Annotated in this window: 22 protein-coding genes and 1 tRNA gene; 11 read left to right on the forward strand and 12 right to left on the reverse strand. The window is 52.0% G+C overall.

Going from position 1 to position 21,937, the window contains the following annotated elements; all coding sequences use genetic code 11:
• Nucleotides 1–3: 3 nt before the first annotated feature.
• The gene (locus KO497_RS18210; protein ID WP_252729781.1) at nucleotides 4–552 is read right to left on the reverse strand and encodes a sigma-70 family RNA polymerase sigma factor; all 549 of its coding nucleotides are present in this window, start codon (nucleotides 550–552) and stop codon (nucleotides 4–6) included.
• A gap of 234 nt (nucleotides 553–786) precedes the next feature.
• Here KO497_RS18210 and KO497_RS18215 point away from each other — a divergent pair, with 234 nt between their 5' ends.
• The 7 genes from KO497_RS18215 (at nucleotide 787) to tsaD (ending at nucleotide 6,357) form a co-directional block, all read left to right on the forward strand.
• A complete protein-coding gene (locus tag KO497_RS18215; protein ID WP_215945385.1) occupies nucleotides 787–2,091 on the forward strand; it encodes an NAD(P)/FAD-dependent oxidoreductase in 1,305 nt (434 codons plus the stop codon).
• Nucleotides 2,088–2,861, forward strand: a complete 774-nt coding sequence (locus tag KO497_RS18220) for a DUF1365 domain-containing protein (protein ID WP_215945386.1) — start codon at nucleotides 2,088–2,090, stop codon at nucleotides 2,859–2,861. Before KO497_RS18215 ends, KO497_RS18220 begins: the two co-directional genes overlap by 4 nt.
• Nucleotides 2,858–3,586, forward strand: coding sequence for an SDR family NAD(P)-dependent oxidoreductase (locus KO497_RS18225; protein ID WP_215945387.1), 729 nt, complete (start codon nucleotides 2,858–2,860; stop codon nucleotides 3,584–3,586). The genes KO497_RS18220 and KO497_RS18225 overlap by 4 nt, the downstream gene beginning before the upstream one ends.
• Before the next feature lie 85 nt (nucleotides 3,587–3,671).
• Nucleotides 3,672–4,160, forward strand: a complete 489-nt coding sequence (gene tsaE / locus KO497_RS18230) for a tRNA (adenosine(37)-N6)-threonylcarbamoyltransferase complex ATPase subunit type 1 TsaE (protein ID WP_215945388.1) — start codon at nucleotides 3,672–3,674, stop codon at nucleotides 4,158–4,160.
• Entirely contained in the window at nucleotides 4,153–4,758 is a 606-nt protein-coding gene (locus KO497_RS18235) for a hypothetical protein (RefSeq protein WP_215945389.1), read from the forward strand. Before tsaE ends, KO497_RS18235 begins: the two co-directional genes overlap by 8 nt.
• Nucleotides 4,758–5,372, forward strand: coding sequence for an L-threonylcarbamoyladenylate synthase (locus KO497_RS18240; protein ID WP_215945390.1), 615 nt, complete (start codon nucleotides 4,758–4,760; stop codon nucleotides 5,370–5,372). The genes KO497_RS18235 and KO497_RS18240 overlap by 1 nt, the downstream gene beginning before the upstream one ends.
• The gene (tsaD, locus tag KO497_RS18245; RefSeq protein WP_215945391.1) at nucleotides 5,365–6,357 is read left to right on the forward strand and encodes a tRNA (adenosine(37)-N6)-threonylcarbamoyltransferase complex transferase subunit TsaD; all 993 of its coding nucleotides are present in this window, start codon (nucleotides 5,365–5,367) and stop codon (nucleotides 6,355–6,357) included. The genes KO497_RS18240 and tsaD overlap by 8 nt, the downstream gene beginning before the upstream one ends.
• On the opposite strand, the gene KO497_RS18250 is transcribed toward tsaD, so the two are convergent.
• The 4 genes from KO497_RS18250 to KO497_RS18265 are packed head-to-tail and all read right to left on the reverse strand — an operon-like array spanning nucleotide 6,354 to nucleotide 10,275.
• Complete coding sequence (locus tag KO497_RS18250; protein WP_215945392.1) at nucleotides 6,354–7,091, reverse strand: proteasome-type protease; 738 nt, start codon at nucleotides 7,089–7,091, stop codon at nucleotides 6,354–6,356. The genes tsaD and KO497_RS18250 overlap by 4 nt on opposite strands.
• A gap of 15 nt (nucleotides 7,092–7,106) precedes the next feature.
• Nucleotides 7,107–7,904 carry a transglutaminase family protein gene (locus tag KO497_RS18255; RefSeq protein ID WP_215945393.1) on the reverse strand — a complete coding sequence of 266 codons (798 nt, stop codon included), beginning with the start codon at nucleotides 7,902–7,904 and terminating at the stop codon, nucleotides 7,107–7,109.
• A 3-nt stretch (nucleotides 7,905–7,907) separates the two neighbouring features.
• The gene (locus KO497_RS18260; protein ID WP_215945394.1) at nucleotides 7,908–8,849 is read right to left on the reverse strand and encodes an alpha-E domain-containing protein; all 942 of its coding nucleotides are present in this window, start codon (nucleotides 8,847–8,849) and stop codon (nucleotides 7,908–7,910) included.
• A gap of 1 nt (nucleotide 8,850) precedes the next feature.
• On the reverse strand, nucleotides 8,851–10,275 hold the full coding sequence (locus KO497_RS18265) for a circularly permuted type 2 ATP-grasp protein (protein ID WP_215945395.1): 1,425 nt from the start codon (nucleotides 10,273–10,275) through the stop codon (nucleotides 8,851–8,853).
• A gap of 393 nt (nucleotides 10,276–10,668) precedes the next feature.
• On the opposite strand from KO497_RS18265, the gene KO497_RS18270 reads away from it, so the two are divergent.
• A complete protein-coding gene (locus KO497_RS18270; protein WP_215945396.1) occupies nucleotides 10,669–12,867 on the forward strand; it encodes an NADP-dependent isocitrate dehydrogenase in 2,199 nt (732 codons plus the stop codon).
• Nucleotides 12,868–13,006: 139 nt separating this feature from the next.
• Here KO497_RS18270 and KO497_RS18275 read toward each other — a convergent pair.
• A tRNA-Leu gene (locus KO497_RS18275) sits at nucleotides 13,007–13,092 on the reverse strand.
• Between the two features lie 166 nt (nucleotides 13,093–13,258).
• On the opposite strand from KO497_RS18275, the gene KO497_RS18280 reads away from it, so the two are divergent.
• A complete protein-coding gene (locus KO497_RS18280; protein ID WP_215945397.1) occupies nucleotides 13,259–14,005 on the forward strand; it encodes a rhomboid family intramembrane serine protease in 747 nt (248 codons plus the stop codon).
• 82 nt (nucleotides 14,006–14,087) lie between these two features.
• Here the strand turns inward: KO497_RS18280 and KO497_RS18285 are convergent, their stop codons facing one another.
• The 3 genes from KO497_RS18285 to KO497_RS18295 all read right to left on the reverse strand — a co-directional run bounded on the left by KO497_RS18285 (nucleotide 14,088) and on the right by KO497_RS18295 (nucleotide 16,324).
• The gene (locus KO497_RS18285; RefSeq protein WP_354668135.1) at nucleotides 14,088–14,294 is read right to left on the reverse strand and encodes a hypothetical protein; all 207 of its coding nucleotides are present in this window, start codon (nucleotides 14,292–14,294) and stop codon (nucleotides 14,088–14,090) included.
• Nucleotides 14,295–14,499: 205 nt separating this feature from the next.
• Nucleotides 14,500–15,288: an inositol monophosphatase family protein gene (locus KO497_RS18290; RefSeq protein ID WP_215945398.1), complete on the reverse strand. Its 789-nt coding sequence runs from the start codon at nucleotides 15,286–15,288 to the stop codon at nucleotides 14,500–14,502.
• Between the two features lie 130 nt (nucleotides 15,289–15,418).
• Complete coding sequence (locus tag KO497_RS18295; RefSeq protein ID WP_215945399.1) at nucleotides 15,419–16,324, reverse strand: LysR family transcriptional regulator; 906 nt, start codon at nucleotides 16,322–16,324, stop codon at nucleotides 15,419–15,421.
• 95 nt (nucleotides 16,325–16,419) lie between these two features.
• Here KO497_RS18295 and metF point away from each other — a divergent pair, with 95 nt between their 5' ends.
• Nucleotides 16,420–17,262 (forward strand): methylenetetrahydrofolate reductase [NAD(P)H], encoded by an 843-nt coding sequence (gene metF, locus KO497_RS18300; protein ID WP_215945400.1) that lies wholly within the window; start codon nucleotides 16,420–16,422, stop codon nucleotides 17,260–17,262.
• A 54-nt stretch (nucleotides 17,263–17,316) separates the two neighbouring features.
• On the opposite strand, the gene KO497_RS18305 is transcribed toward metF, so the two are convergent.
• Nucleotides 17,317–18,360, reverse strand: a complete 1,044-nt coding sequence (locus KO497_RS18305; protein WP_215945401.1) for a DUF2235 domain-containing protein — start codon at nucleotides 18,358–18,360, stop codon at nucleotides 17,317–17,319.
• Nucleotides 18,361–18,589: 229 nt separating this feature from the next.
• Nucleotides 18,590–19,765 carry a type III PLP-dependent enzyme gene (locus KO497_RS18310; RefSeq protein WP_215945402.1) on the reverse strand — a complete coding sequence of 392 codons (1,176 nt, stop codon included), beginning with the start codon at nucleotides 19,763–19,765 and terminating at the stop codon, nucleotides 18,590–18,592.
• Nucleotides 19,766–20,041: 276 nt separating this feature from the next.
• Here KO497_RS18310 and KO497_RS18315 point away from each other — a divergent pair, with 276 nt between their 5' ends.
• Nucleotides 20,042–20,473, forward strand: coding sequence for an Lrp/AsnC family transcriptional regulator (locus KO497_RS18315; RefSeq protein ID WP_215945403.1), 432 nt, complete (start codon nucleotides 20,042–20,044; stop codon nucleotides 20,471–20,473).
• Nucleotides 20,474–20,487: 14 nt separating this feature from the next.
• Here the strand turns inward: KO497_RS18315 and KO497_RS18320 are convergent, their stop codons facing one another.
• Nucleotides 20,488–21,633: a serine hydrolase domain-containing protein gene (locus tag KO497_RS18320; RefSeq protein ID WP_215945404.1), complete on the reverse strand. Its 1,146-nt coding sequence runs from the start codon at nucleotides 21,631–21,633 to the stop codon at nucleotides 20,488–20,490.
• Between the last annotated feature and the right edge of the window lie 304 nt (nucleotides 21,634–21,937).

Raw genomic sequence — 21,937 nt, forward strand, 5'->3', positions numbered from 1 at the left:
GACTTACCGCTCTCCTTTCAATTCATGGCGCAGACGTTCAAGACCGAGCCGAATACGGGATTTTATTGTGCCAAGCGGAAGACCCGTTTCGGCTTGGATTTCACTATGGGTCAGCTCACCCAGATAGGCCTTTTGCACCAAATCACGTTGCTCAGGGTTGAGCCGCGCAATTGCAGCGTGCAGACTGGCCGCTTCTTGTTCGATGCCCAAAACCTGTTCGCCGTCGATATCCGTGCTTTCGGGCATCGCCAATTCTTCGGGCATAGGGCGACGATCTTTACGGATCACATCGATTTGACGATTGCGGGCGATCTGGAAAATCCAACCCGATACATTCGCACGCTCTGGATTGAAGGAATGAGCCTTGCGCCAAACCGACAACATCACGTCTTGAATCACATCATCGGCTTGGGCGGCGCCAAATCCGTTTTTCATCAACATTCCACGCAACCGTGGCGCGAAATGATCAAAGAGCTTTGCAAAGGCCGCACGATCGCGGGCGTCGCGCACTTTGAGCATCCATTCTGTCTGCTCTGTAAACGTTGTCGACATGCCTGAAGTCACTGGCGTCCTCTCACAGGAAACCCTGCGCGCACTTCGCGCTTTGCGCAAAACAGGCGCAATGTGGGCGCCATCCAAAATTTTATGTTCATCCAGTATCATACCAAGCATACGAACCCCGTCGAGAGGTGGATCACATTCAACATACATTATTTTAGGTCGGCGAAATAAATGATCCAAACGAGGTGAGATCGCGTACCCTACACAAGCAACATAGGATTTCCGATGTCATTTGATATTCCCACCCAAGCACGCTCGCGCATTGCCATTATCGGCTCGGGCATTTCCGGCCTCGCCAGCGCTTACTTACTATCGCCGCAGCATGACGTGACGATTTTCGAATCCGAACCACGCTTGGGGGGACATGCGCGCACGCGAGTTGCAGGAAAGAACGGCGATCAACCGGTGGATACAGGGTTTATCGTATTCAACTACGCCAATTATCCCAACCTGACGGCAATGTTTGATGCACTCAATGTGCTTGTGATCAAATCCGACATGAGCTTTGGCGCAACCATCAACAGCGGCGCCGTGGAATACGGATTGCAAGGATTAGGCGCATTGTTCGCACAAAAATCCAATATGGCACGGCCTGCGTTTTTGCGCATGGTGCGCGATATTTTCAAGTTCAATGCACAGGCTGAAAGCACAGTGCAAGACGAGACGACCACCATCGGCGAGCTGACGGAACAACTGCGCCTTGGCGATTGGTTCGTTCAGTATTACCTGATGCCGATATGTGGTGCGATTTGGTCGACCCCCCCATCCGAAGTGCGCAACTATCCTGCCGCAAGCTTATTGCGGTTTTTCCGCAACCACGCGTTATTGTCAGCCACAGGTCAGCATCAATGGTACACCGTAAAAGGTGGATCGATTGAATACGTGAACCGTCTTGAGGCGCATCTTAAAATGATGGGCTGCGCCTTTCGTCTTAGCACACCCGTTGCTGCCGTGACACGCTCTCCGCTTGGCATCACGGTCAAAGCCGAAAACGGCATTTCTGAACGTTTCGACCAAGTCATCTTTGCCTGCCATTCAGATCAGGCCCTCAAGCTGATCGACAAGCCAACACCGATTGAGCAAAAAGCCCTGTCTGATCTGCGTTATCAAGCCAATCGCGTGACGCTGCACTCAGACCCCAACCAAATGCCAAAACGCCGCGCGGCATGGTCATCTTGGGTCTATAAATCTGACACTGTCGGACAAGAGCAATCGCTTGGGGTCACCTATTGGATGAACAAATTGCAAGCGATTGACGAAAACGATCCTTTATTTGTCACGCTCAACGCGGTCACACCGATTGATGAAGCGAAAATCTATGACGAAACCACGCTTTATCACCCTGTATTTGATAACGCAGCTTTGAAAGCACAAAAGACCATTCAATCCATCAATGGCGACAATCGCACGTGGTTTGCTGGGGCTTACCTTCGCAACGGATTCCACGAAGATGGATTTCATTCCGCCGTGCAAGTGGCTGACAGAATGGCAGAACGGTCGCCTGCGAAGCTGGATGCGATCTTGGTATGACGCCTCACCGCCCTGAGCATATCGCAGGCCACACCAGCCATGCGCGGCGCGGGTCGATAAAGAACGCGTTTCGCTATGGTGTGGATTTCGTGCTGATTGATCTTGAGGCGCCCGAATCCGAGCTGCCCGCGTTGTTTTCGCGCAATCGGATCAATCTCGCCTCCATCCATGATTGCGACCACGGCGGAAAACTGAAACAGGGCATCGGTGCCGATTGGGCGAGACAGCATTTTTCCGATGCAGGCCTAAAGGATATTCGAATTGATCTGCTGACGCAGCCACGGTTCTTGGGCTATGGCTTCAACCCCGTCAGTTTTTGGCTGGGCTGGCGCGGCCCGCATTTGATGGGGGTGATCGCCGAAGTGTCGACACCTTTTGGCGATCGCCATTCTTATCTTTGTGTGCAAGATGATCTTGGCCCCATCACCAAAGCCGATCAGATCACAGCGCCCAAAGCGCTGCATGTTTCGCCATTTCAACAGGTTGATGGGCATTACACGTTCCATTTCGACATCACGCCGAACCGCGTCGCGATCCGTATTTTCCACGGCAATGGGGATGAAGGCGTGATCGCCACGCTTTACGGCCCACGTCAGCAGATGACAAATATATCGCTCATAAAGGCTTATCTGCGCCGCCCATTTGGCCCTTTGCGCACCATGGCTTTGATCCATTGGCAAGCATTGGCTTTGAAACTGAAAGGCGCGACATATCGCAGGCGACCTGCCCCACCGACACATGACCTTACAAAATCTGGAGCACCGAAATGACAGACGCATTTACCGGCAAAACATGGTGGATCGTGGGTGCGTCAGACGGGCTTGGCGCGGCCTTGGCCCAAAAAATCTCAGCCCGCGGTGCGCATGTTATTTTGTCTGCACGCTCAGCGGATAAATTGAATAACCTCGCTGCGACCTTGCCCAACGCAGCGGTTTTGCCGATGGATGTCACTGATGCGAAAACTGTGCACGAGGCTTTTTCACAGGCACAGCACGCCGATGCCATGCTCTATTGTGTGGGCACCTACGAGCCAATGCACGCGCGCGATTGGGATGGTGATGCCGTTGAGCGGATGATTGACACCAATTTCACTGGCGCCGCACGGGTGTTGGCTGGCGTTGTCCCGCAATATGTCACCCGTGGCTTTGGTCACATTATGCTAATCGGATCGCTGTCAGGCTATCGCGGCCTGCCCGCCGCTGTTGGGTATTCTGCCTCCAAAGCGGCCCTGATGCATTTGGCGGAAAATCTGCTGATTGACCTCAAAGGCTCTGGAGTGAAAATTCAGGTCGCGAACCCTGGTTTTATCAAAACCCGTCTGACTGCCAAAAACGATTTTGCCATGCCGCAAATCATGACGGCTGACAAAGCCGCCGATCATGTTCTCAAAGCTGTCGACAGCGGTCGGTTCGAATCCGCCTTTCCACGGCCTTTCGCTTGGGTGTTCAAATGGGGGCGTTATTTGCCACGGGCGCTGTTCAACAGATTGTTTTAATCGCACATCAAACACAGATCCCATGGACCTTTGAGCATTTTTGACCTAAATCCGCCTTGGGAATTCATGTCTAAGGATCAACAGCGTGGCCGCGCATAAACTTCAATCCATAACGCTTCACGCCTCTGATGAGGCGCAGACCACCCGTATTGCGAGCCTGCTTGGCAAGCAAATGGGCGCGGGCGATGTTGCGTTGCTGGATGGGTCGTTGGCAGCCGGAAAAACCTTTTTTATCCGTGCGCTTGTGGGAGCTTTGGGCAGCTCAGAAGACGTCACCAGCCCCACCTATACAATCGCCAATATTTACGAGACGCCCAAAGCGCCCGTTTTGCATGTCGACGCATATCGCCTTGAAACAGCGAAAGAATTTTACCATCTGGGGTTAGACGACTATTTCGATAATGCCATCTGTTTAATTGAATGGGGCACACGGATTGACGGGTTCTTTGACGCGCCATTGCAGATTGATATCGCCTTTGGCGACACCGACGCAGAACGCATTTTCACGCTGTCATCGACAGATAGTCGCTGGGCTCCTGTCTTTGCCAATCTTGAGGCGACGCTCAATGACTGACCTGACCTTTCTACTGCAAACATCAAATGGCGTGCCTGTTTTGGGACTGGCGCGCGGCGATGAAATCGTGTTCGACAGCGCCACCGACGAGTCTCTGATCGGATCACGCAATTATCGCATGGTGCTGGAAACGGGGCTGGATCGGCTGAGCGCGACACTTGGCGATATCAAACAGATTTTTGTCGACATCGGCCCCGGTGGCCTTGGCGTGACGCGCACCGGCGTTGCCTTTGCCAATGCTTTGGGCTTTTCCCTTGGCCTGCCCACCACAGGACTGCCCGCGTTTGAACTGCTCGGCGCTGAGATGGCCCTCGATGGTGTGCCTGTTGTGATCTTACGAAAAGCGGCGAAGCCTTTCGTGCATTTCGGAATGTTTGAGAACGGCATGCTAGCACATTACGAGCATTGTGAACGTGATATTGCTTTAGATATGATTGCAAAACTGGACAAATACCGCATTGCAGGCAATGTCGTGGATGATGGGCTGAAATCACCTGAGGCTAATGTTGCGTCGATGGGAACCATGTTAAAAGTGGCACGCAGCAAAGCATTGCCAGCATCAAACACCCGCGCTTATCCAATCGTAGAGGTGCTGTAATGTCAGTCGACCCGCGCATTTTAGGCGAGGCACAAGAAACGCTGACCAATGGCGGCGTGGTGCTTTTGCCCACGGACACGGTCTTGGGGCTTGTGGCATTGCCCAGTGACACCCAAGCCGTTGACAAGGTTTATGCACTCAAGCAGCGCCCGCGGGACAAGAACCTGCCGATCATCGTTGCCTCCGCCGATCAAATCACAGCTTTTGGTGGTCAAATCACCCGCAGCGCGCGCGCCTGTTTGGACAGTCAATATATGCCGGGGCCATTGACCATTGCGATTGGGTTGCAGGCGAATACGACACCGAAATGGCTTTTGGGGCGCGCAGAATGTGCCGTTCGCATCCCCGACGATGCACTTTTGTTGGCATTGCTCACAAACTTGGGACCTTTGATGGCGACCTCCGCAAATCTATCAGGTCAAGACACGCCGCAGACCACGCAAGAGGCCGCAGATCAACTGAACGGCACACCGGATTACGTCGTTGCAGGACATGCCAAATCGCAAGCGCCATCAACATTGGTCAATTGCCGCGTGACGCCGGCCAAAATTGAACGCATCGGGGCTGTGTCTGAGGCCGAGATCAATGCCATTTTGGAGCATATCGATGACTGACTATGTATTGGGTATCGAGAGTTCTTGCGATGACACCTCAGTGGCGCTGGTCGCAAAGGATGGTTCTGTCAAAGCGATCAAAACCGTATCGCAATATGAGATTCATCAAGCCCATGGCGGGGTCTATCCTGAGCTGGCATCTCGTGCGCATTTAGAAGCCATTTTGCCGACGATTCAATCCGTTATGGATGAGGGGCGCGTCACACCAAAAGACCTTAAAGCCATCGGCGTTACGCGTGGGCCCGGTCTGATCGGGTCGCTTTTAATCGGATTGGCGACGGCAGAGGCCCTATCGATGGGCTGGGGCGTGCCGGTGTACGGCGTCAATCACTTGCGCGGCCATATGCGGTCTGTCGATTTGGAAGAGGTTCGCACCACATACCCTGCGGTGGTGATGTTGGTTTCTGGCGGGCACACGTTGGTGGCCGAGCTGAAAGACCCGGGGAGCTATCGTTTGCTTGGTACAACCCGCGACGATTCTGTTGGCGAAAGCTATGATAAAGTGGCACGGATGCTGGGGCTTGGCATGCCAGGGGGGCCTGCCATCGATGCAGCGGCCAAACGCGGCACGCCTGTTTTGCGCCTGCCCCGACCAATGAAAAACGAAGGCTATGAGTTTTCATTCTCAGGCCTGAAATCATCCGTTGCGCGCCACATCGAGAAACACCCAGAGGTCAGTATTGACGATATGTCCGCGTCTTTTGTGGCCGCCTGTATGGATGTGCTCATCGCCAAGGCCGAGCGTGCTGTTATTGAGTGCGCGCCAAAATCTCTGATCATTGTTGGCGGGGTCGCCGCGTCGCCGCAAATACGTGACGGGATGGCAAAACTGGCACAGACCCACGGCCTATCCTTGTGTTTGCCCCCGATCAAATGGGCGACGGACAATGGGGCTATGATTGGTTTGGCCACATGGGATTACATAGAAAAAGGGATCAAGCCGGACTTGATCCCCAAACCGAACCTAAGCCTTGAGACGCCTTAGTCGTCGTGGCTGTAATTCGGCAGACTGTCCAAAGCGGTTTTCAAAGCTTCCCCCCAACCATTTGAAATGGTTTGAAAATACTTATTATCTGCTTCGATACGCGTTTGCGAGCCGATCTTAAAGCTGTCAGTCGCATAGGTATGCACATCCAAGGGTAGCCCGACTGAGAGGTTGGCCTTAATGGTGCTATCAAAAGACACAAGCAGCAGCTTGATCGCTTCTTCGAAAGACATTTTCGGATCATACGCGCGCACCAAAATAGGTTTGCCGTATTTGGTTTCGCCGATTTGAAAGAACGGCGTATCGGTGCTGGCCTCAATGAAATTGCCTTGAGGGTAGATCATAAACAATCTTGGCGGTGCGCCTTTGATTTGACCTGCCAAAATCACCGTCGCGTTGAAACCGCTGTCTGCTTTTTGCCCCTCATTGGCATGATCGGAAATGACGCTTTTCAACGTGTTTGCGATAAGCTGCGCGGCTTGAAACATCGATGGCACGGCAAAGATAGAGGGTTCACGATCCTCAGGCGCTTTGCTGCGCTCATCCAGCAGGCTGATCAAGGCCTGTGTGGTGGCCAAGTTTCCAGCCGTCAATACGGTGAGCACGCGTTCGCCGGGCTCTTCCCAAGTGGCCATTTTGCGAAACATAGAGATGTTATCAACGCCAGCGTTTGTGCGTGTATCTGACATCATAACAAGCCCGCAATCGAGCATCATTCCAACGCAATATGTCATAGTGTCGTGTTAGCCTTACTGTTGAGCAACTTCAATTTGAACGCTCAAGCGTTCGCCAGAGCCGCCATATCGAGTCCCTGTTACAGGAGCCGCCCCAGCATAGTCCAGCCCTGTCGCAACACGCACATACCGAACATCAGGCGAAATGCCATTGGACACATCAAAACCCACCCATCCAAGGCCCGCTATATGCGCCTCGGCCCATGCATGTGTGGCCTCTTGGTCTATCCGATCATCCATCATCAAATAGCCAGACACATAGCGCGCAGGAAATCCCATCACCCGCGCGCAGGCTAAAAAGATATGACTGTGATCTTGGCAAACACCTTTGCCAGCACTCAAAGCCCCTTCGGCGGTGCCGGTGGGCAAAGAGCTGCCAACTTCATAGGCAACATTTGCGTGGATAACCTTTGACAGGCAGTGAAGACGGTCCAAATCAGTGTCGCCTTCAACCTGTTTGATCAAGGCCCGCGTTCCCTGTCCTGCTTTGGTCAGGTCTGTAGATGTATCATAGAGCCACAAAGGCGCAGGGCCACGGTGCTTGCCCATCATACCATGCGATTCTATCATTTCGACCTCACCTTCGCTGACCAAGGTCACTTCGGTGGCATCACGATCAAAGGAAATAAGATCCACGTGATTGTTGTTGTGATCGCTATAAAACACTTCTTTTGCCCCACCAATCACCGTTGTTTGCCAATTGGCAATCCGTTGAAACGGGCTTTCCTTAGGAGTCAGTCGCACTTGTTGAAGCCCATAAGATACAGGCGTTTCAAAGACATATCGCGTTGTGTGGCGAATTTTTAATTTCATGGGTTACTCATAGAACCTAAAGTCAATTTCGACCTGACGCCCCAAGTCCGAGAAGGCACCTAGCACAGATTGAATGTATTCGTGTAAGCCTTCTTCGAAAATCACATCAATGTCATTATGCGCAAACCGAGAAACCAAGGTCTTGGCCAGTTCCAAGGATTTCGGTTCAATGCCGTAATCCGAGGAAAGGTGCTCAAGGTTATCAAGCACTTTACGCGCACAAAAATTCAAACTGCGCGGCATACGTTTGTCGAGAACCAAAAACTGCGCAATATCGCGTGGATTGGTGTTGTTACCATGCACCATACGGTATCCACCACGCCCTGATACTGACCGCAAAATGGTTTCCCATTGCACGTTATCGATAGACGAACCAACAGAATACACCGAGGGCAGCAAGACATAGTATTTCACATCCAAGATGCGCGCTGTGGCATTTGCACGTTCTAAAAACGTCCCGATACGGGCAAAGTTATACATGTCGTTGCGCAGCATCGTGCCATGAGTTGCCCCACGCACCAGCGCGGTGCGTTGGCGTACCAACCCCAAAGCGGTGGGCAAATCGCGCTCTGACACTTTGCGCGCCAATGCCTTTTGGGACGCCATGAAACAGCCGTTCATCGCTTCCCACACCTCATGGGTCAAAGCCGTACGCACCAAACGCGCATTTTGGCGTGCAGTTGAAATACCGGATTGCACAGACGAAAGATTGTCTTTGGAGCGCAACATCCAGTCAATCACATCATCTTTGTTTATATCATCATGCGTGGCAAGATATCCCTGATCAACGCCCGCAGTTTTCATCACAGAGCGCCATTCATCATCATCCGCGCCAGTGCGTGTCAAACCAATGCGTTGACCAGTTTCGATCAAACGCGATGTGTTCTCAGCCCGTTCCAGATAACGATACATCCAGTAGAGGCCATTAGCAGTTTTCCCAAGCATATCAGTCCTCCAGCACCCATGTGTCTTTGGTCCCGCCCCCTTGAGAGGAGTTGACCACAAGCGATCCCTTTTTCAGCGCCACCCGGGTCAAACCACCCGGCGTGATGTTGATGCCCTTTGGCGAGCATTGCACATAGGGTCGCAAATCCACATGGCGTGGTGTCAAACCGGCTTTGTTGAAAATCGGCACTGTAGACAGGCTAAGCGTTGGTTGCGCGATATAATTTCCGGGACGCGCTTTGAGTTTGCGGCGGAAGGCTTCGATTTCGCGTTTGCTGGCTGTGGGGCCAATTAACATGCCATATCCGCCAGATCCGTGAACCTCTTTAACCACCAAATCTGACAGATTATCAAGAACATAGGCCAAAGGCTCCGCTTCCGAGCAGCGCCATGTTGGCACGTTTTTCAAGATCGCTTTTTCGCCCGTATAAAATTCCACGATGTCCGGCATATAGCTGTAGATCGCTTTGTCATCAGCGATACCAGTGCCTGGCGCATTAGCAATTGTGATGCCGCCCGCACGGTAGACATCCATAATCCCGGGCACGCCCAAGGCGCTTTCGGGATTGAAACTGAGCGGATCTAAATACTCATCATCGATCCTGCGATACAGCACATCAATCGGTTTATAACCACGGGTCGTACGCATCGCGACACGCCCATTGACGACGCGCAGATCGTGACCTTCGACCAGTTCCACACCCATCTGATCCGCCAGAAATGCGTGCTCATAGTAAGCAGAATTATACACACCCGGCGTTAAGACAGCCACTGTTGGCGTGCCCTCACAAGCGGCGGGCGCACAAGCGGCCAAAGAGCGGCGCAAATCTGTGGGATAGTTTTGAATCGACTGCACTTTGTTTTTCGCAAAGAGTTCTGGAAACATTTGCAGCATCGTTTCGCGGTTTTCCAACATATACGACACACCTGAGGGGGTGCGCGCATTGTCTTCTAACACGTAAAAATCATCGTCCCCTGTGCGGACCAAGTCGACCCCCACGATATGAGTATAAATACCACCGGGTGGGGTCATGCCCAACATCTGTGGCAAAAAGGCTTCGTTATTTGCGATCATTTCACGCGGCACGCGACCTGCTTTGATGATCTCTTGTCTGTTATACACATCATGCAAAAAGGCATTAATAGCCCGCACCCGTTGCTCAATACCCTTGGACAGTTTTTTCCACTCGCGGGCTGCAATAATGCGCGGAATAATATCAAAGGGGATCAGCCGCTCTTCGGCCTCGGTACGCCCGTAGACGTTAAAGGTGATGCCCATCAGGCGGAACACCTCTTCGGCCTCGCGTTGCTTGGCTCGCAATCGTGCGGGGTCTTCGCCTTCAAACCAGTGGTTAAATTCTGCATAAGGCGCGCGAAGCTGCCCCTCAGTGCCCAACATTTCATCAAAGATATTTTTTTCACTCATGGATTGACGCTAGGTCTGAAAATCTTAGCTTGCAACAGGATCTGATCACCAAAGCCCTCCAAAACAAAATGTGATTAATTTTTAATCAGCAAATAATCATCCCCAAATTCCATGCCCTTACGTCACCATCTCGGCGGCATAGGGCGATTCTTTGATCTGCCAAAAAACCTCCAATGGCATCGGAAAACTTAAGAAATCCGTCCCCTTTATTGCTGAGGCAGGCTCCACAGCTATTTTGGCAAAGATTTACGATTTGTATACCATTGCACACATTGACTTAAACGGCGGTCTGATTTACCTCAAAGTCAACAGCGTGGACTGGGGGACGTGGATGCCCTGCGAGCCTCTGCCACGCAGGTATTTGTCCGATCATATCGTGAAAGAGACCACAACATGGCCAATCAAACCCCAGACATTATCTACACAATCGTTGACGAAGCCCCCGAGCTTGCGCGCCACTCACTGTTGCCAATCATTCGCTACTTTGCGAAAGCGGCCGACATCAGTGTAGAAACCCGCGATATCTCTTTGGCTGGTCGTATCTTGGCGCTCTTCCCTGATCTTTTGACCGAAGACCAGCGCGTGTCTGACGATTTGGCGGAACTTGGCAAATTGGTGAAAACACCAGATGCCAACGTGATCAAATTGCCAAACGTCTCAGCATCTGTTCCACAGCTGACAGACGCGATCGCAGAATTGCAGTCCAAAGGCTATGCAATCCCTGACTACCCAGCCTCACCTGCAACAGACGCAGAAAAAGCGATCCGCGCCAAATATGATACGGTCAAAGGCTCTGCTGTGAACCCCGTTTTGCGCGAAGGCAACTCTGACCGCCGTTCTGCCAAAGCTGTGAAATCCTACGCGATGGCCAACCCGCACCGCATGGGCGAATGGACTGCTGACAGCAAAACACATGTTGCGTCTATGTCTGGAAATGATTTTTTTGCCAATGAAAAATCTGCAACCATTTCCGCTGATCAAGCTGGCGGCGCGAAAATCGTCTTCACTACAGCAGATGGCACCAAAACTGTACTCAAAGATGGCCTGACATACCTTGAGGGCGAAATTGTTGACGCCACATTCATGTCCGTTGCCGCATTGCGTGACTTCATCAAAGCCGAAATCGCATCCATGGAAGATGGCGTGCTGTTCTCGGTTCACCTCAAAGCGACCATGATGAAGGTCTCTGACCCGATCCTCTTCGGTCACTTCGTATCTGTCTTCATCGAAGACTTCTTGGCCAAACATGGTGAGACCGTGAAAGCGCTCGGCTTTAACCCGAATGCAGGCCTTGGCGATCTGGAAGAGCGCATCAAAGGCAACGCCGAACTCGAAGCCGATCTGAAAGCGGCCCTCGCAGGCAAGCCAGACATGTACATGGTGAACTCTGACAAAGGCATCACCAACCTGCACGTTTCTTCAGACGTCATCATCGATGCCTCCATGCCAGCAGTGATCAAAGCGGGCGGCATCGGTTGGGGCCCAGACGGCAAAGCTGCAGACACCAAATGCTGCATCCCAGACAATTGCTACGCTGGCATTTACGACGAGACCATCAATTTCTTCAAAGAAAACGGTACTTTGGATGTGACCACTTGTGGTGCCGTGTCCAACGTTGGCTTGATGGCGCAAAAAGCCGAAGAATACGGCTCACACCCAACAACGTTTGAATTGCCAGCCGCTGGTACCGTTGAAATCATTCTCGACAACGGCGATGTGCTGCACTCACACGCTGTTGAAGCTGGTGACATTTGGCGCTCTTCCACTGCGAAAAAAGAGCCTATTCTGGACTGGATCAAAACAGGGATCGAACGCTTTGACGCTGTTGGTACAGCCGCTTTCTGGCTAGATGCCAACCGCGCGCATGACGCTGAATTGATCAAATATGTTGAGCCTGCTTTGAAAGCCGCTGGCAAAGACATTCCGATCATGGCACCACGCGAAGCGACACGTTTCTCATGGGTTGAAATGACCAAAGGCAAAGACGTTGTGACCATTTCTGGCAACGTTTTGCGCGATTACCTGACTGATCTGTTCCCAATCTTGGAACTCGGCACATCTGCAAAAATGCTGTCCATCGTGAAATTGATGAACGGTGGCGGTTTGTTCGAAACAGGTGCTGGTGGGTCTGCTCCGAAACACGTGGAACAGCTGGTCGAAGAAAACCACCTGCGTTGGGACAGCCTTGGCGAATTCTGCGCGCTTGGCGAAAGCTTCAACTTTTTGGCGACAGCCAAAGGCAAAACCAAGGCAGCCGTTTTGGGTCAAGCCGTAGAAGACGCCACAGTGAAGCTTTTGCTAGAGAACAAATCGCCAGAGCGCAAAGTTGGCCAAAACGACAACCGCTCGTCACACTACTGGTTCGCACGTTTCTGGGCAGAAGCCCTGGCAGCACAAGACACCGATACAGAACTCAAAGCGCATTTTGCACAAGTGGCTGAAAAGCTTGAAACAGGCGAAGCTGCAATTTTGAGCGAACTCAAGAAAGACGAGGGTAAACCCGCGGATATGGATGGCTACTACAAATCAGACGCCGCCAAAACATCCGCGATCATGCGCCCGTCAACCACGCTCAACGCCATCATCGGCTAAACTGCGCGCAAATATACAAGCATTTGGGGAACCTTTGGGTTCCCCTTTTTTATGCGCACCCGACACAAAGAGTTGGGTAAATTGACAGGATGTTCACGTAAACGACGAGGGCTTTGGGTCAATTCCAATCAATGGATTTTGGTGCGGGCGGGGGGACTCGAACCCCCACGGGCATACGCCCAACAGATTTTAAGTCTGGTGTGTCTACCATTCCACCACGCCCGCAACCGTGTTGCAGACACAAAGCAAAAGATGCGTCGCGCAACGGTTTGATGTTTAAGCGTAATGAGACCTAGAGCCAAGTGGTTTTCGAGCAAAGAAGAACATTCTACTATGATTACACATAAAGTTTTGTGCTTGACGCGCGGTGTTGCTGCGCCAATGTGGGCGCATGTTTCCAATTCGTGACCACAACCCGTCTCGCCACCCCGCCTATGTCACCTATGGCATCATGGCGCTGAATATCGCTGTGTTTTTGGCGATGCTGCCCGCCTATGGCAATGACGCAGCCCTTTATGACATCTACGCCAATTGGGCTTTGGTCCCTGCACGTGTGTCGGCGGGCGACGGGGCGCATACGTTTTTTTCATCAATGTTCATGCATGCTGGATTTATGCACCTGGCAGGCAACATGCTGTTTTTATGGATATTTGGTGATAACCTAGAAGACGAAATGGGTCACTGGAAATACTTGGGGTTCTATCTGTTTTGTGGCGTGATTGCGGGCTTGGCGCAGTTTTTGGCCGGCCCTACCGTTCGCGTGCCAATGGTCGGTGCCTCAGGCGCGATTGCCGGCGTCATGGGGGCCTACTTGCTGTTGTACCCCAAAGCAAAGATCGACATCTTGCTGATATTGATCGTATTTTTCAAAATCTTTCCAGTTCCAGCTTGGGTCATGTTGGGATTATGGACCGTCATGCAAATCTGGGGTGGAGTATCGGCCACATCTGGGTCAGGTGGCGTCGCCTATTTGGCACATTTGGGCGGGTTCGTTGCTGGAATTGTGGTGATATATCCCAAATGGTTGGCCTTGGGCGGACGGCAGTATTGGGATCGGACATTCGGTCATCCCGCACATCCTGAGGCCCAATACCAATTTGTGAAATCGTCTGTCCCTGTTGTCAAACGACGCAAATGAGCCCCAGCCTTTCATGCCATTGACAGATAATCCACCCCAGCCAAACGGGCCGGGTGCTTGAACAGTCTCCAAGCGAAACAGATTATTCGCCGTAGCCGACTTCATAAGCGATCTCTTCAAGATCTTCGCTCACGAAGGTCGCATATACTTGTGCGCCATTTGATATGGTCAAAATGACAGCAAGCGATAGCCCTGCCACCGCGGACGTAATCACGACCCAGTCGACAGTGACGGCACCATCGTCTTCTTGGTTGTTCTTGTTCACCCATTGGGCCAGTGTTTTAAACACGCAATTTCCTCCGATTCATGCATACACAGTCGCATCCAAAACCGACAAGAATAGGGCCGAACCAAGGTTTTATAGAAGAGGAAGAGCAACACTCGATGAAAGCGCGTAGAACTTGTGAAAAAGTAGAAACAATCAAAGGCACTCAGGCAAATAAAAAGCGCGCCTGAACAGCGCGCGTTTTAAAACTTTAAGACTGGTGATGCTGTCAATCGGCGCGAATGACCGAGGCAAACCGATCAAACAGGGCTTCATTCGCACAGATGACTTCGCCATCCTCGACGATATTGTTTGTTTTCACGATAGGTTCAGCAAAGCCGCCAGACTCTTTGACCAAAAGCAACCCCGCAGCGATATCCCAAGGTTTCATGCGACGTTCCCAGTAGCCGTCAAAACGACCAGCGGCCACAAAAGCCATATCCAATGACGGCGCGCCCCAACGGCGAACACCAGCACAAGCAGGCAAAATGCGCGCAAGATCGCGCAGAGTGTCAGGCAAATCAGATTGACCACCATTGGGCAAACCTGTTGCAAACAACCCCTCATGAAGCTTGGTACGACCAGAGGCGCGAATACGCGTGTCGTTCATCCAAGAACCTGCACCTTTTTCCGCCCAGAACAATTCGCCTTTGGCAGGATCAAACACGACGCAAGATACGATTTCGCCTTTGTGCTCAAGGGCGACAGACACAGCCCAATGCGGCAGGCCGTGCAAAAAGTTGGTCACACCATCCAAGCCAGACACAATCCAGCGACGGGTCGGGTCAGCGCCCTCAATTTCTTTGCCGTCTTTGCCAAGCCAACCGTAGGTCGGGCGTGCTTCGACCAGCATATCGTGCATAATGGTCTCTGAGCTGATGATCGCTTTGGAGACAAAGTCCCCTGCCCCTTTGGCTGAAACTTGGAGGTTCTCGACCTCACGAAAGTCTTTGACAAGAGAACGACCAGCGGCGCGAGTGGCCTTGATCATGACGTTTTGGTTTGCACTGCCTAGCATGGGTATCCGGCTCCGAAGATGTTCAAGTGCTGCGTATACGCACAAGGACCCGATCTGCCAAGGGCTTGCGGGGCAGTTTTATGGGAAGTTTTGACCAAATCGACAGGGTTACACGTTCAAATCGTGCAACTTAACCACGTTGCAGTTTCACAGCTTCGGTTTTGGCGATGCGGATCAGATGCGCCATATATGGTTTGGACACATCATCATCGCGTACAGCCGCATATAAGCGTCGCGTTCTGCCCGTCGCGGTCAGCGGCAAAACCGCATATTCGTCATTGTCGCGCGCATCACGCATCACCCAATCGGGCAGCACTGCAACACCGCGATTTGAGGCCACCAACATCATAATCACATCTGTCAGTTCCACTTGGCGCACATGGGCAGGCGACACACCTGCAGGCGCCAGCAATTCTTTGAACACATCCAAACGGGCACGATCCATCGGGTAGGTGAACAATGTTTGGTCGGTGAAATCTTCCGCGTCGACAAAATCACGCGTTGCCAGATGGTTTTTGCTTGAGCAAACAAACATCGGCGAATAATCAAACAAAGGCACGTAGGTGACGCCTGTGGGCACATCGGGATCGCTTGAGATCACCAGATCAACCTGCTCTTTTTCCAAGGCGGTCATGGCACCAAAAGCAAGTCGCAGTCGAATATCGACGTCCACATCCGGCCAAGCTTTACGGAATTGATTGAGCACCGGCATCAGCCAATCGAAACAGGCGTGACATTCAATCGCGATGTGCAATCGCCCTTTGGTGCCATCCTCGATGCCTTTGAATTCTGCCTCGATCGCCTCGATTCGTGGCAACACGTCTTCGGCCAAGCGCAGCAATTTCATGCCTGCAGCAGACAGTTTCAACGGTTTTGAGCGGCGCACGAAAAGTTCCACCCCCGCTTGATCCTCAAGCCCTTTGACTTGATGCGACAAAGCGGATTGAGTGATGTTCAAACGATCTGCGGCGCGCGCCAGCCCACCCTCTTCAAAGATCGCCTTGATGGTGCGCAGGTGGCGGAATTCCAAATGCATATGTGAGCGCCATTCATAATAGTGTTGAGAACTATGAATTTGTCTCACATGACGCAACATGACACAAGATGGCCAAACACATAAGGACGACCACCATGACCAAAACGCCAAATATTTCCTTTGAGTTCTTTCCACCAAAGAACATGGCGGCTACTTTTGGTCTGTTTGAAACGGTCAATGCGCTGCATGATCTGAAACCGGGCTTTGTCTCTGTAACTTACGGCGCAGGTGGCACCACACGCACGCTCACCCACGAAGCTGTGGAATTGCTGCACAAGAAATTCGGGCTAAATGTTGCAGCTCACCTGACTTGTGTTGATGCAACGAAAGCCGAAACGCTGGCGATTGCCGATGCCTATGCGGCGGCGGGTGTTTCTGAAATCGTGGCGCTGCGAGGCGACCCGCCCAAAGGCGCTGGCGGCTTCACCCCCCACCCCGAAGGCTTTGCCAATTCTATCGAGCTGATTGAGGCCCTGTCTGAAACAGGCAAATTCAAACTGCGTGTCGGCGCCTACCCTGATCCTCATCCTGAGGCCGCTGACGAGAACGCCGATGTAAAATTTCTCAAACGCAAATTTGACGCCGGCGCGGATAGTGCCATCACACAGTTCTTTTTCGATCCCGACACCTTTTTCCGATTCCGTGATCGCGCCGTTGCCACAGGTGTCACCGGAAAAATCTTGCCCGGCATCTTGCCAATCAGCAGCTGGACAGGCGTGAAAAAATTTGCGCAGTCTTGCGGCACGCCTGTGCCCGCGCATCTGGATGATCTCTTTACAAAAGCCGGTGACAATGCCGAACAATTGTCCATCGATTTGGCCACGGACATGTGCGAAAAACTGATCGCTGGCGGTGTTGACGATCTGCATTTTTACACGCTCAACAAACCAAACCTGTCAAAATCTGTCTGCACCAATTTGGGTGTAACCTCAGCCTAAGTTTTCAGACGCAAAACCAAAGCGGCTTCGGCGCGTGCTGGAAACAGTGCGCGCCTATCGCTTTACTGCGGGGTGAATCACCTCAGAAGGATCACGCCCGACGATGCGCTTGGTGCGCAGCCAAAAGAACTTGCCCCAGCCTTTGCTCATACCAATGGACCGCCCATGCGGATCGGATAAGAAACGTCTGCGCCAGCCATTAGGCAATTCCAGCCCTGCCTGTTCGGCTTTATCCAGCATCCACACCAATGTCGCATTCGACAATTTACGTTCGGGATTATGCCCTGACAATTGCCCGCCGACATCGCTATGTGACCCCGGAAACCACATTTGTTGCAACACTTGATCCGAGTTGGGATTGGTCTCGAACATCACCGGCGCGTAGGCACGACGACGCTCATCATAGGCCAAAGCATGATAGGACTTTCGCGCACAACGTGGTGGCCTAAGGTCACGAAACTCATGAAAGACCTTTGAAAACCGCCACAACACAGGAAAATGCACTCCAACTGCCGCGACCGTATCCCAAACCCCTAGCATGTCGATCACCACATTTTTATGGCAATGTTTGGCAGCAAAGAAACGCGCGGCATCTGTATCAGGGTCAGACTGATAATGGCGATAGGCGGTTTTAATATTACGCTCTGTCGCCTCATGACTTTCCAAAAGCCCCACTTGGTCAATGAACCCTGCCAAAGATCGCACGGCATAGGCTCCGCGCGAATAGCCGAACAGAAAGATTTTATCGCCGACGCGATAGCGCGATGCCAGCCCACCATAAACCCGCTTGATCTGCTCATTAATGCCGCGCCCTTCCACAACATCCATCGTATCAGCAAAGCTGTCCCATTGAATGCCCGCTTCATAGCGCACCAGCATATTGGCGCTATCAGGTCCGATATCAGCCACATCGCAACACAGCTTAAACGTCAGACCTGCATTGGTCTCATACCCCTCATCCAAAGACGATAGCGTCCCGTCCATAATGATGACATGAGTGATAGGTCCGCGCCCGTGTACGGCTTCTGACGTGGTTATTTTTCGTTTAAATTCAACAAGATGTCGCAGGCGACCAAATAGACTTTTACGAGACTGCACGCCTGTCACCCTTTAGAAATTCACTGCATGCTTGCTCATAAAACGGCATCTCTTGCGTACCACGTGCCAAACTCACTGCAGGACGCGAGCCGTCCATAATTCTGACTTGCTGACATATCCCGCCTTGCCTCACTGCGCACTCCTTAAAACCAAAACGGCCCCTTTGCCGCAGACTAGCGGGCAAAGGGGCCGTGTAAAAGGCAATAGATTGTGAAGCCGAAAGACTGACTTATGCGTAGAGCGGCTCTTGCGCCATGTCAGGCTTGACGAGGCTTTGCACCGTCTCGATTGTGATATTGCCAAACCCGTTGAACCGTGTGGCCGTCGCGATGGAATAGGCGCCGCAACCGGCAAAAACCAAGTGGTCTTCTTCTTCCATATCCGCAGGAAAGCCCAATTCGGACGGCAATTTGTCAGTGCTATCACAGGTCGGACCAAAAACGGTTCGCAACACTGGATCGCCCATGCGGCGATTGCCAAACGGACCGTAGGCTTCGATGCGATCAATAACGCCGACCAAATGCAACTCGGACAAGCCACCGTAGATGCCATCATTCAAGAACACATGCGCATCATCGCGAATGGCTTTCACGCGGGTGACAAGCGCAAAGCTTTCCGCCACAAGCGCACGACCAGGTTCACAAATCAATGCCGGACGCGCATCGCCAAAGGCCTCATCGGTAACGCGATCGATCAAGGCAAAAGTCGCGGACAGCTGTGGCACAACATCGTTTAAACGGTGTGACGGGAATCCGCCGCCGACGTTTAGACGATGGATGTGTACGCCTGTGACGCGGGCAATCTTGGCCGCTGTATAGATGTAGGTTTCCCATGCTTTCGGATCAGTACATTGCGTGCCAGGGTGGAAATTAAGCGAGACATCAAAGCCAAGCTGATCCGCCAGCGTCACCAGTTCCATAGCTTTTTCAACTGTCGCGCCGAATTTGGCACCAAAGTTATAGGCAGCCCCTTCAACTGGCAGTTTGAAGCGTACGGCGATCTCAACACCATCCGCAGGCACCAATTGCCCCAGCTTCACCAGTTCAGAATGACTGTCGACAGAATAGGATTTCACGCCCAGCGCGACGGCATGTTTGATCTCAGAACGCGAGCGCACTGGATTGTTGTAATGCAGCGCCGCATGTGGCGCCAAACGTGCGATGGTGTCCATTTCCACAGGAGAGGCCACATCAAAGCCGCTAATACCAGCCGCGATCAGGTTAATCAGAACCTCTTCGTCTGGATTGGCTTTGACCGCATAGGTCACAAGCCCAGGGAATCCTTGCAAAAATTCATGTGCACAGGCCTGAAGCGTTTCAGGTGAAAAGAACATAACCGGATGATCCGGTGAATGTGTACGAAGGTAGTCTGCGGGCGATGCCCAAAGAGTATTAGAGAGCCCCATTAGCGTTTCCTCACCAACAGTTGCAGCCACTATCTTACCCGGGGTGTCCGGTTGGGAATGCGCTTACGCGTTAATCCAAACCAGGCCAGGTACAAGCGTCTCCGCTGCCCTTTGATCCTGAAACAATAGAGCGTGTATGACGTGACATTTCACCGAAAAAAAGAGTTGAAATGTACATATGATACGTTATTTTGTAAGGTATTGAAGTTAATTTGTTAGTTATGTAGCATCCCCTATCGGCCAAGACTGGGGGTCGACTTTCAAAAGGAACGTTTCATGGATGATTTGGACCAAAAAATACTCGCAGCGATGGCCACTGATTCATCGACCTCTGTCTCGCGATTGGCGCGACGGTTTAAGGTCGCACGCTCGACCGTACAGGCGCGATTGGAAAAGCTAGAAACCAACGGGACGATTGCAGGCTATACAATCAAATTGGGAGACGTCGCATTGGCCCGACGGGTCAAGGCCACCGTGCTGGTCTATTGTGAACCGCGCGCCTCCGCAGGTGTGGTCGGAAAACTCAAGGCTATACCCGACGTGGAAATGGTGGCCACATCAACGGGGCGTGTTGATTTAATTACGCAAATAGCTTGCGCCACCACCGAAGATATCGACCAAACATTAGATCAAATTGCGTCGACCACAGGCGTTCAAGACATCGAAAGCCTGATTCATCTCAGCGTCAAATTTGACCGCTCTATTTAACGATGCCCTACGCGTTATGCTGCAGCATGAGGTGCCAGACCGCTTTTGGATGCGTTACGTGATTCATTTGAATTGGCTTCGCCGCGCGCGATGGCTTCAATCACCCGAAGAGATAAGGCGATAGAACGCCCAGGGTCAGCAAGCTGGTTGGTTGTCCCCGCCACATAAATTTTAAGCTTGGGGGCATAAAATGCAAAACTGCCCCCAAAGCCAAAATGGCCATAGACTGCGGGCAATTTCCGCCCCCATGACCAAGGGTCTTTAAGACGAAACTTGAGCGCCACCAAGCGCGATGCATCAACGCGCATCACGCCAAGGCCGTAATCAATAGGCGGATGCAACGGTTTCCAGTCGTACAAATCACGGATGTGCTGGCGTTCGAACAAATACCCTTCAAAGAAACTGCGCAAGAAAATCAACCCATCGCGCGAGGTCGTCACCAATCCGGCATCTGCTTGAAAAGACGTCATGCTACGCGGCACTATAACCTCTTGAGTGTGGGACATCAGATTGACTGGCCGCGTGTCAGAAGGGTCATTGTAAATATAAGTGGCACTCAACCCAAGTGGTCGCGTGATGCGATCTTGAACAACCTGTGAAAAACTTTTTTGCTCGAGCGCCTCGATCACCTTCCCCAAAATATGAAAATTGCTGTCCGCATAAAGCGCCTTAGATGACACACCGGGTGCTTTTATCGCGCCATGAGACCGCGTGCGCGCGATCACATCTTCAAACGTCCAAGACGTGTCGCCCCCCTTTAAGAGGGTATGCTGCAAGTTTCTGGCACGATTGCGAAAGACAAAGAAATCACCCAAGCCGGACGTCTGCGACATCAGATGCCTGATGGTGATGTCATCCGTATAATCGACAGCATCTTTGACATGAATTTCGATGCATGATTTTCTATCAGCTATGTAGGAAATAAAAGGCGTATCAAAGGTCACTTTGCCTTCATCGCGCAGCTGCATCAAAATCGCCACGACATATAGCTTTGCTATGGATGTCGCAAAATAAGGCGTGCGCGCATCCAACTGTCCCGCATTGAAATTGTAATGCGATGCGTCTGACTGTCGATATGCTGAAATCGCGATTCCGCTGTATTGCGCGCTTTCCACCATGCGAGCAATGTCTCGATCCAAATGTGTTTGCCTGTCGCCCATGCTGCATGTCTCCTATCGCAGCCTATCTTTTAGGTCCAAAACCTTAAGTCACCGTCAATTTTTAATGTCCGCCAAGTGGCGATTTCTGGGCAGCAAGTGACGCATTTCGACAACCGCGGCCCCGGTTTGCTAAATATGCCCCAACCCCATGCTTTCGACGAAACATTACAGGCTCCCCCAAGGCCGAAAGCGCAGAAGACCATCAAATGTCATAAAGTCTTGCAAGTTTGTCCATTCGGCAGGGCAACATCCTCGGGTTTCACCCTTTCCCTTGCCGTGGCCGCGCGGTACATATCGCGCAACA

The organism is Pacificibacter marinus (genome assembly GCF_018860665.1).
GTDB lineage: Bacteria > Pseudomonadota > Alphaproteobacteria > Rhodobacterales > Rhodobacteraceae > Celeribacter > Celeribacter marinus_A.

Coding starts and splice junctions, on each gene's coding strand:
- KO497_RS18315 (WP_215945403.1), top strand. CDS start 20,042: ATGGATGATTTGGACCAAAAAATACTCGCAGCGATGGCCACTGATTCA.
- tsaD (WP_215945391.1), top strand. CDS start 5,365: ATGACTGACTATGTATTGGGTATCGAGAGTTCTTGCGATGACACCTCA.
- KO497_RS18240 (WP_215945390.1), top strand. CDS start 4,758: ATGTCAGTCGACCCGCGCATTTTAGGCGAGGCACAAGAAACGCTGACC.
- KO497_RS18280 (WP_215945397.1), top strand. CDS start 13,259: ATGTTTCCAATTCGTGACCACAACCCGTCTCGCCACCCCGCCTATGTC.
- KO497_RS18320 (WP_215945404.1), bottom strand. CDS start 21,633: ATGGGCGACAGGCAAACACATTTGGATCGAGACATTGCTCGCATGGTG.
- KO497_RS18270 (WP_215945396.1), top strand. CDS start 10,669: ATGGCCAATCAAACCCCAGACATTATCTACACAATCGTTGACGAAGCC.
- KO497_RS18210 (WP_252729781.1), bottom strand. CDS start 552: ATGTCGACAACGTTTACAGAGCAGACAGAATGGATGCTCAAAGTGCGC.
- KO497_RS18255 (WP_215945393.1), bottom strand. CDS start 7,904: ATGAAATTAAAAATTCGCCACACAACGCGATATGTCTTTGAAACGCCT.
- KO497_RS18220 (WP_215945386.1), top strand. CDS start 2,088: ATGACGCCTCACCGCCCTGAGCATATCGCAGGCCACACCAGCCATGCG.
- metF (WP_215945400.1), top strand. CDS start 16,420: ATGACCAAAACGCCAAATATTTCCTTTGAGTTCTTTCCACCAAAGAAC.
- KO497_RS18310 (WP_215945402.1), bottom strand. CDS start 19,765: ATGGGGCTCTCTAATACTCTTTGGGCATCGCCCGCAGACTACCTTCGT.
- KO497_RS18265 (WP_215945395.1), bottom strand. CDS start 10,275: ATGAGTGAAAAAAATATCTTTGATGAAATGTTGGGCACTGAGGGGCAG.
- KO497_RS18225 (WP_215945387.1), top strand. CDS start 2,858: ATGACAGACGCATTTACCGGCAAAACATGGTGGATCGTGGGTGCGTCA.
- KO497_RS18295 (WP_215945399.1), bottom strand. CDS start 16,324: ATGCATTTGGAATTCCGCCACCTGCGCACCATCAAGGCGATCTTTGAA.
- KO497_RS18260 (WP_215945394.1), bottom strand. CDS start 8,849: ATGCTTGGGAAAACTGCTAATGGCCTCTACTGGATGTATCGTTATCTG.
- KO497_RS18250 (WP_215945392.1), bottom strand. CDS start 7,091: ATGACATATTGCGTTGGAATGATGCTCGATTGCGGGCTTGTTATGATG.
- KO497_RS18290 (WP_215945398.1), bottom strand. CDS start 15,288: ATGCTAGGCAGTGCAAACCAAAACGTCATGATCAAGGCCACTCGCGCC.
- KO497_RS18215 (WP_215945385.1), top strand. CDS start 787: ATGTCATTTGATATTCCCACCCAAGCACGCTCGCGCATTGCCATTATC.
- KO497_RS18235 (WP_215945389.1), top strand. CDS start 4,153: ATGACTGACCTGACCTTTCTACTGCAAACATCAAATGGCGTGCCTGTT.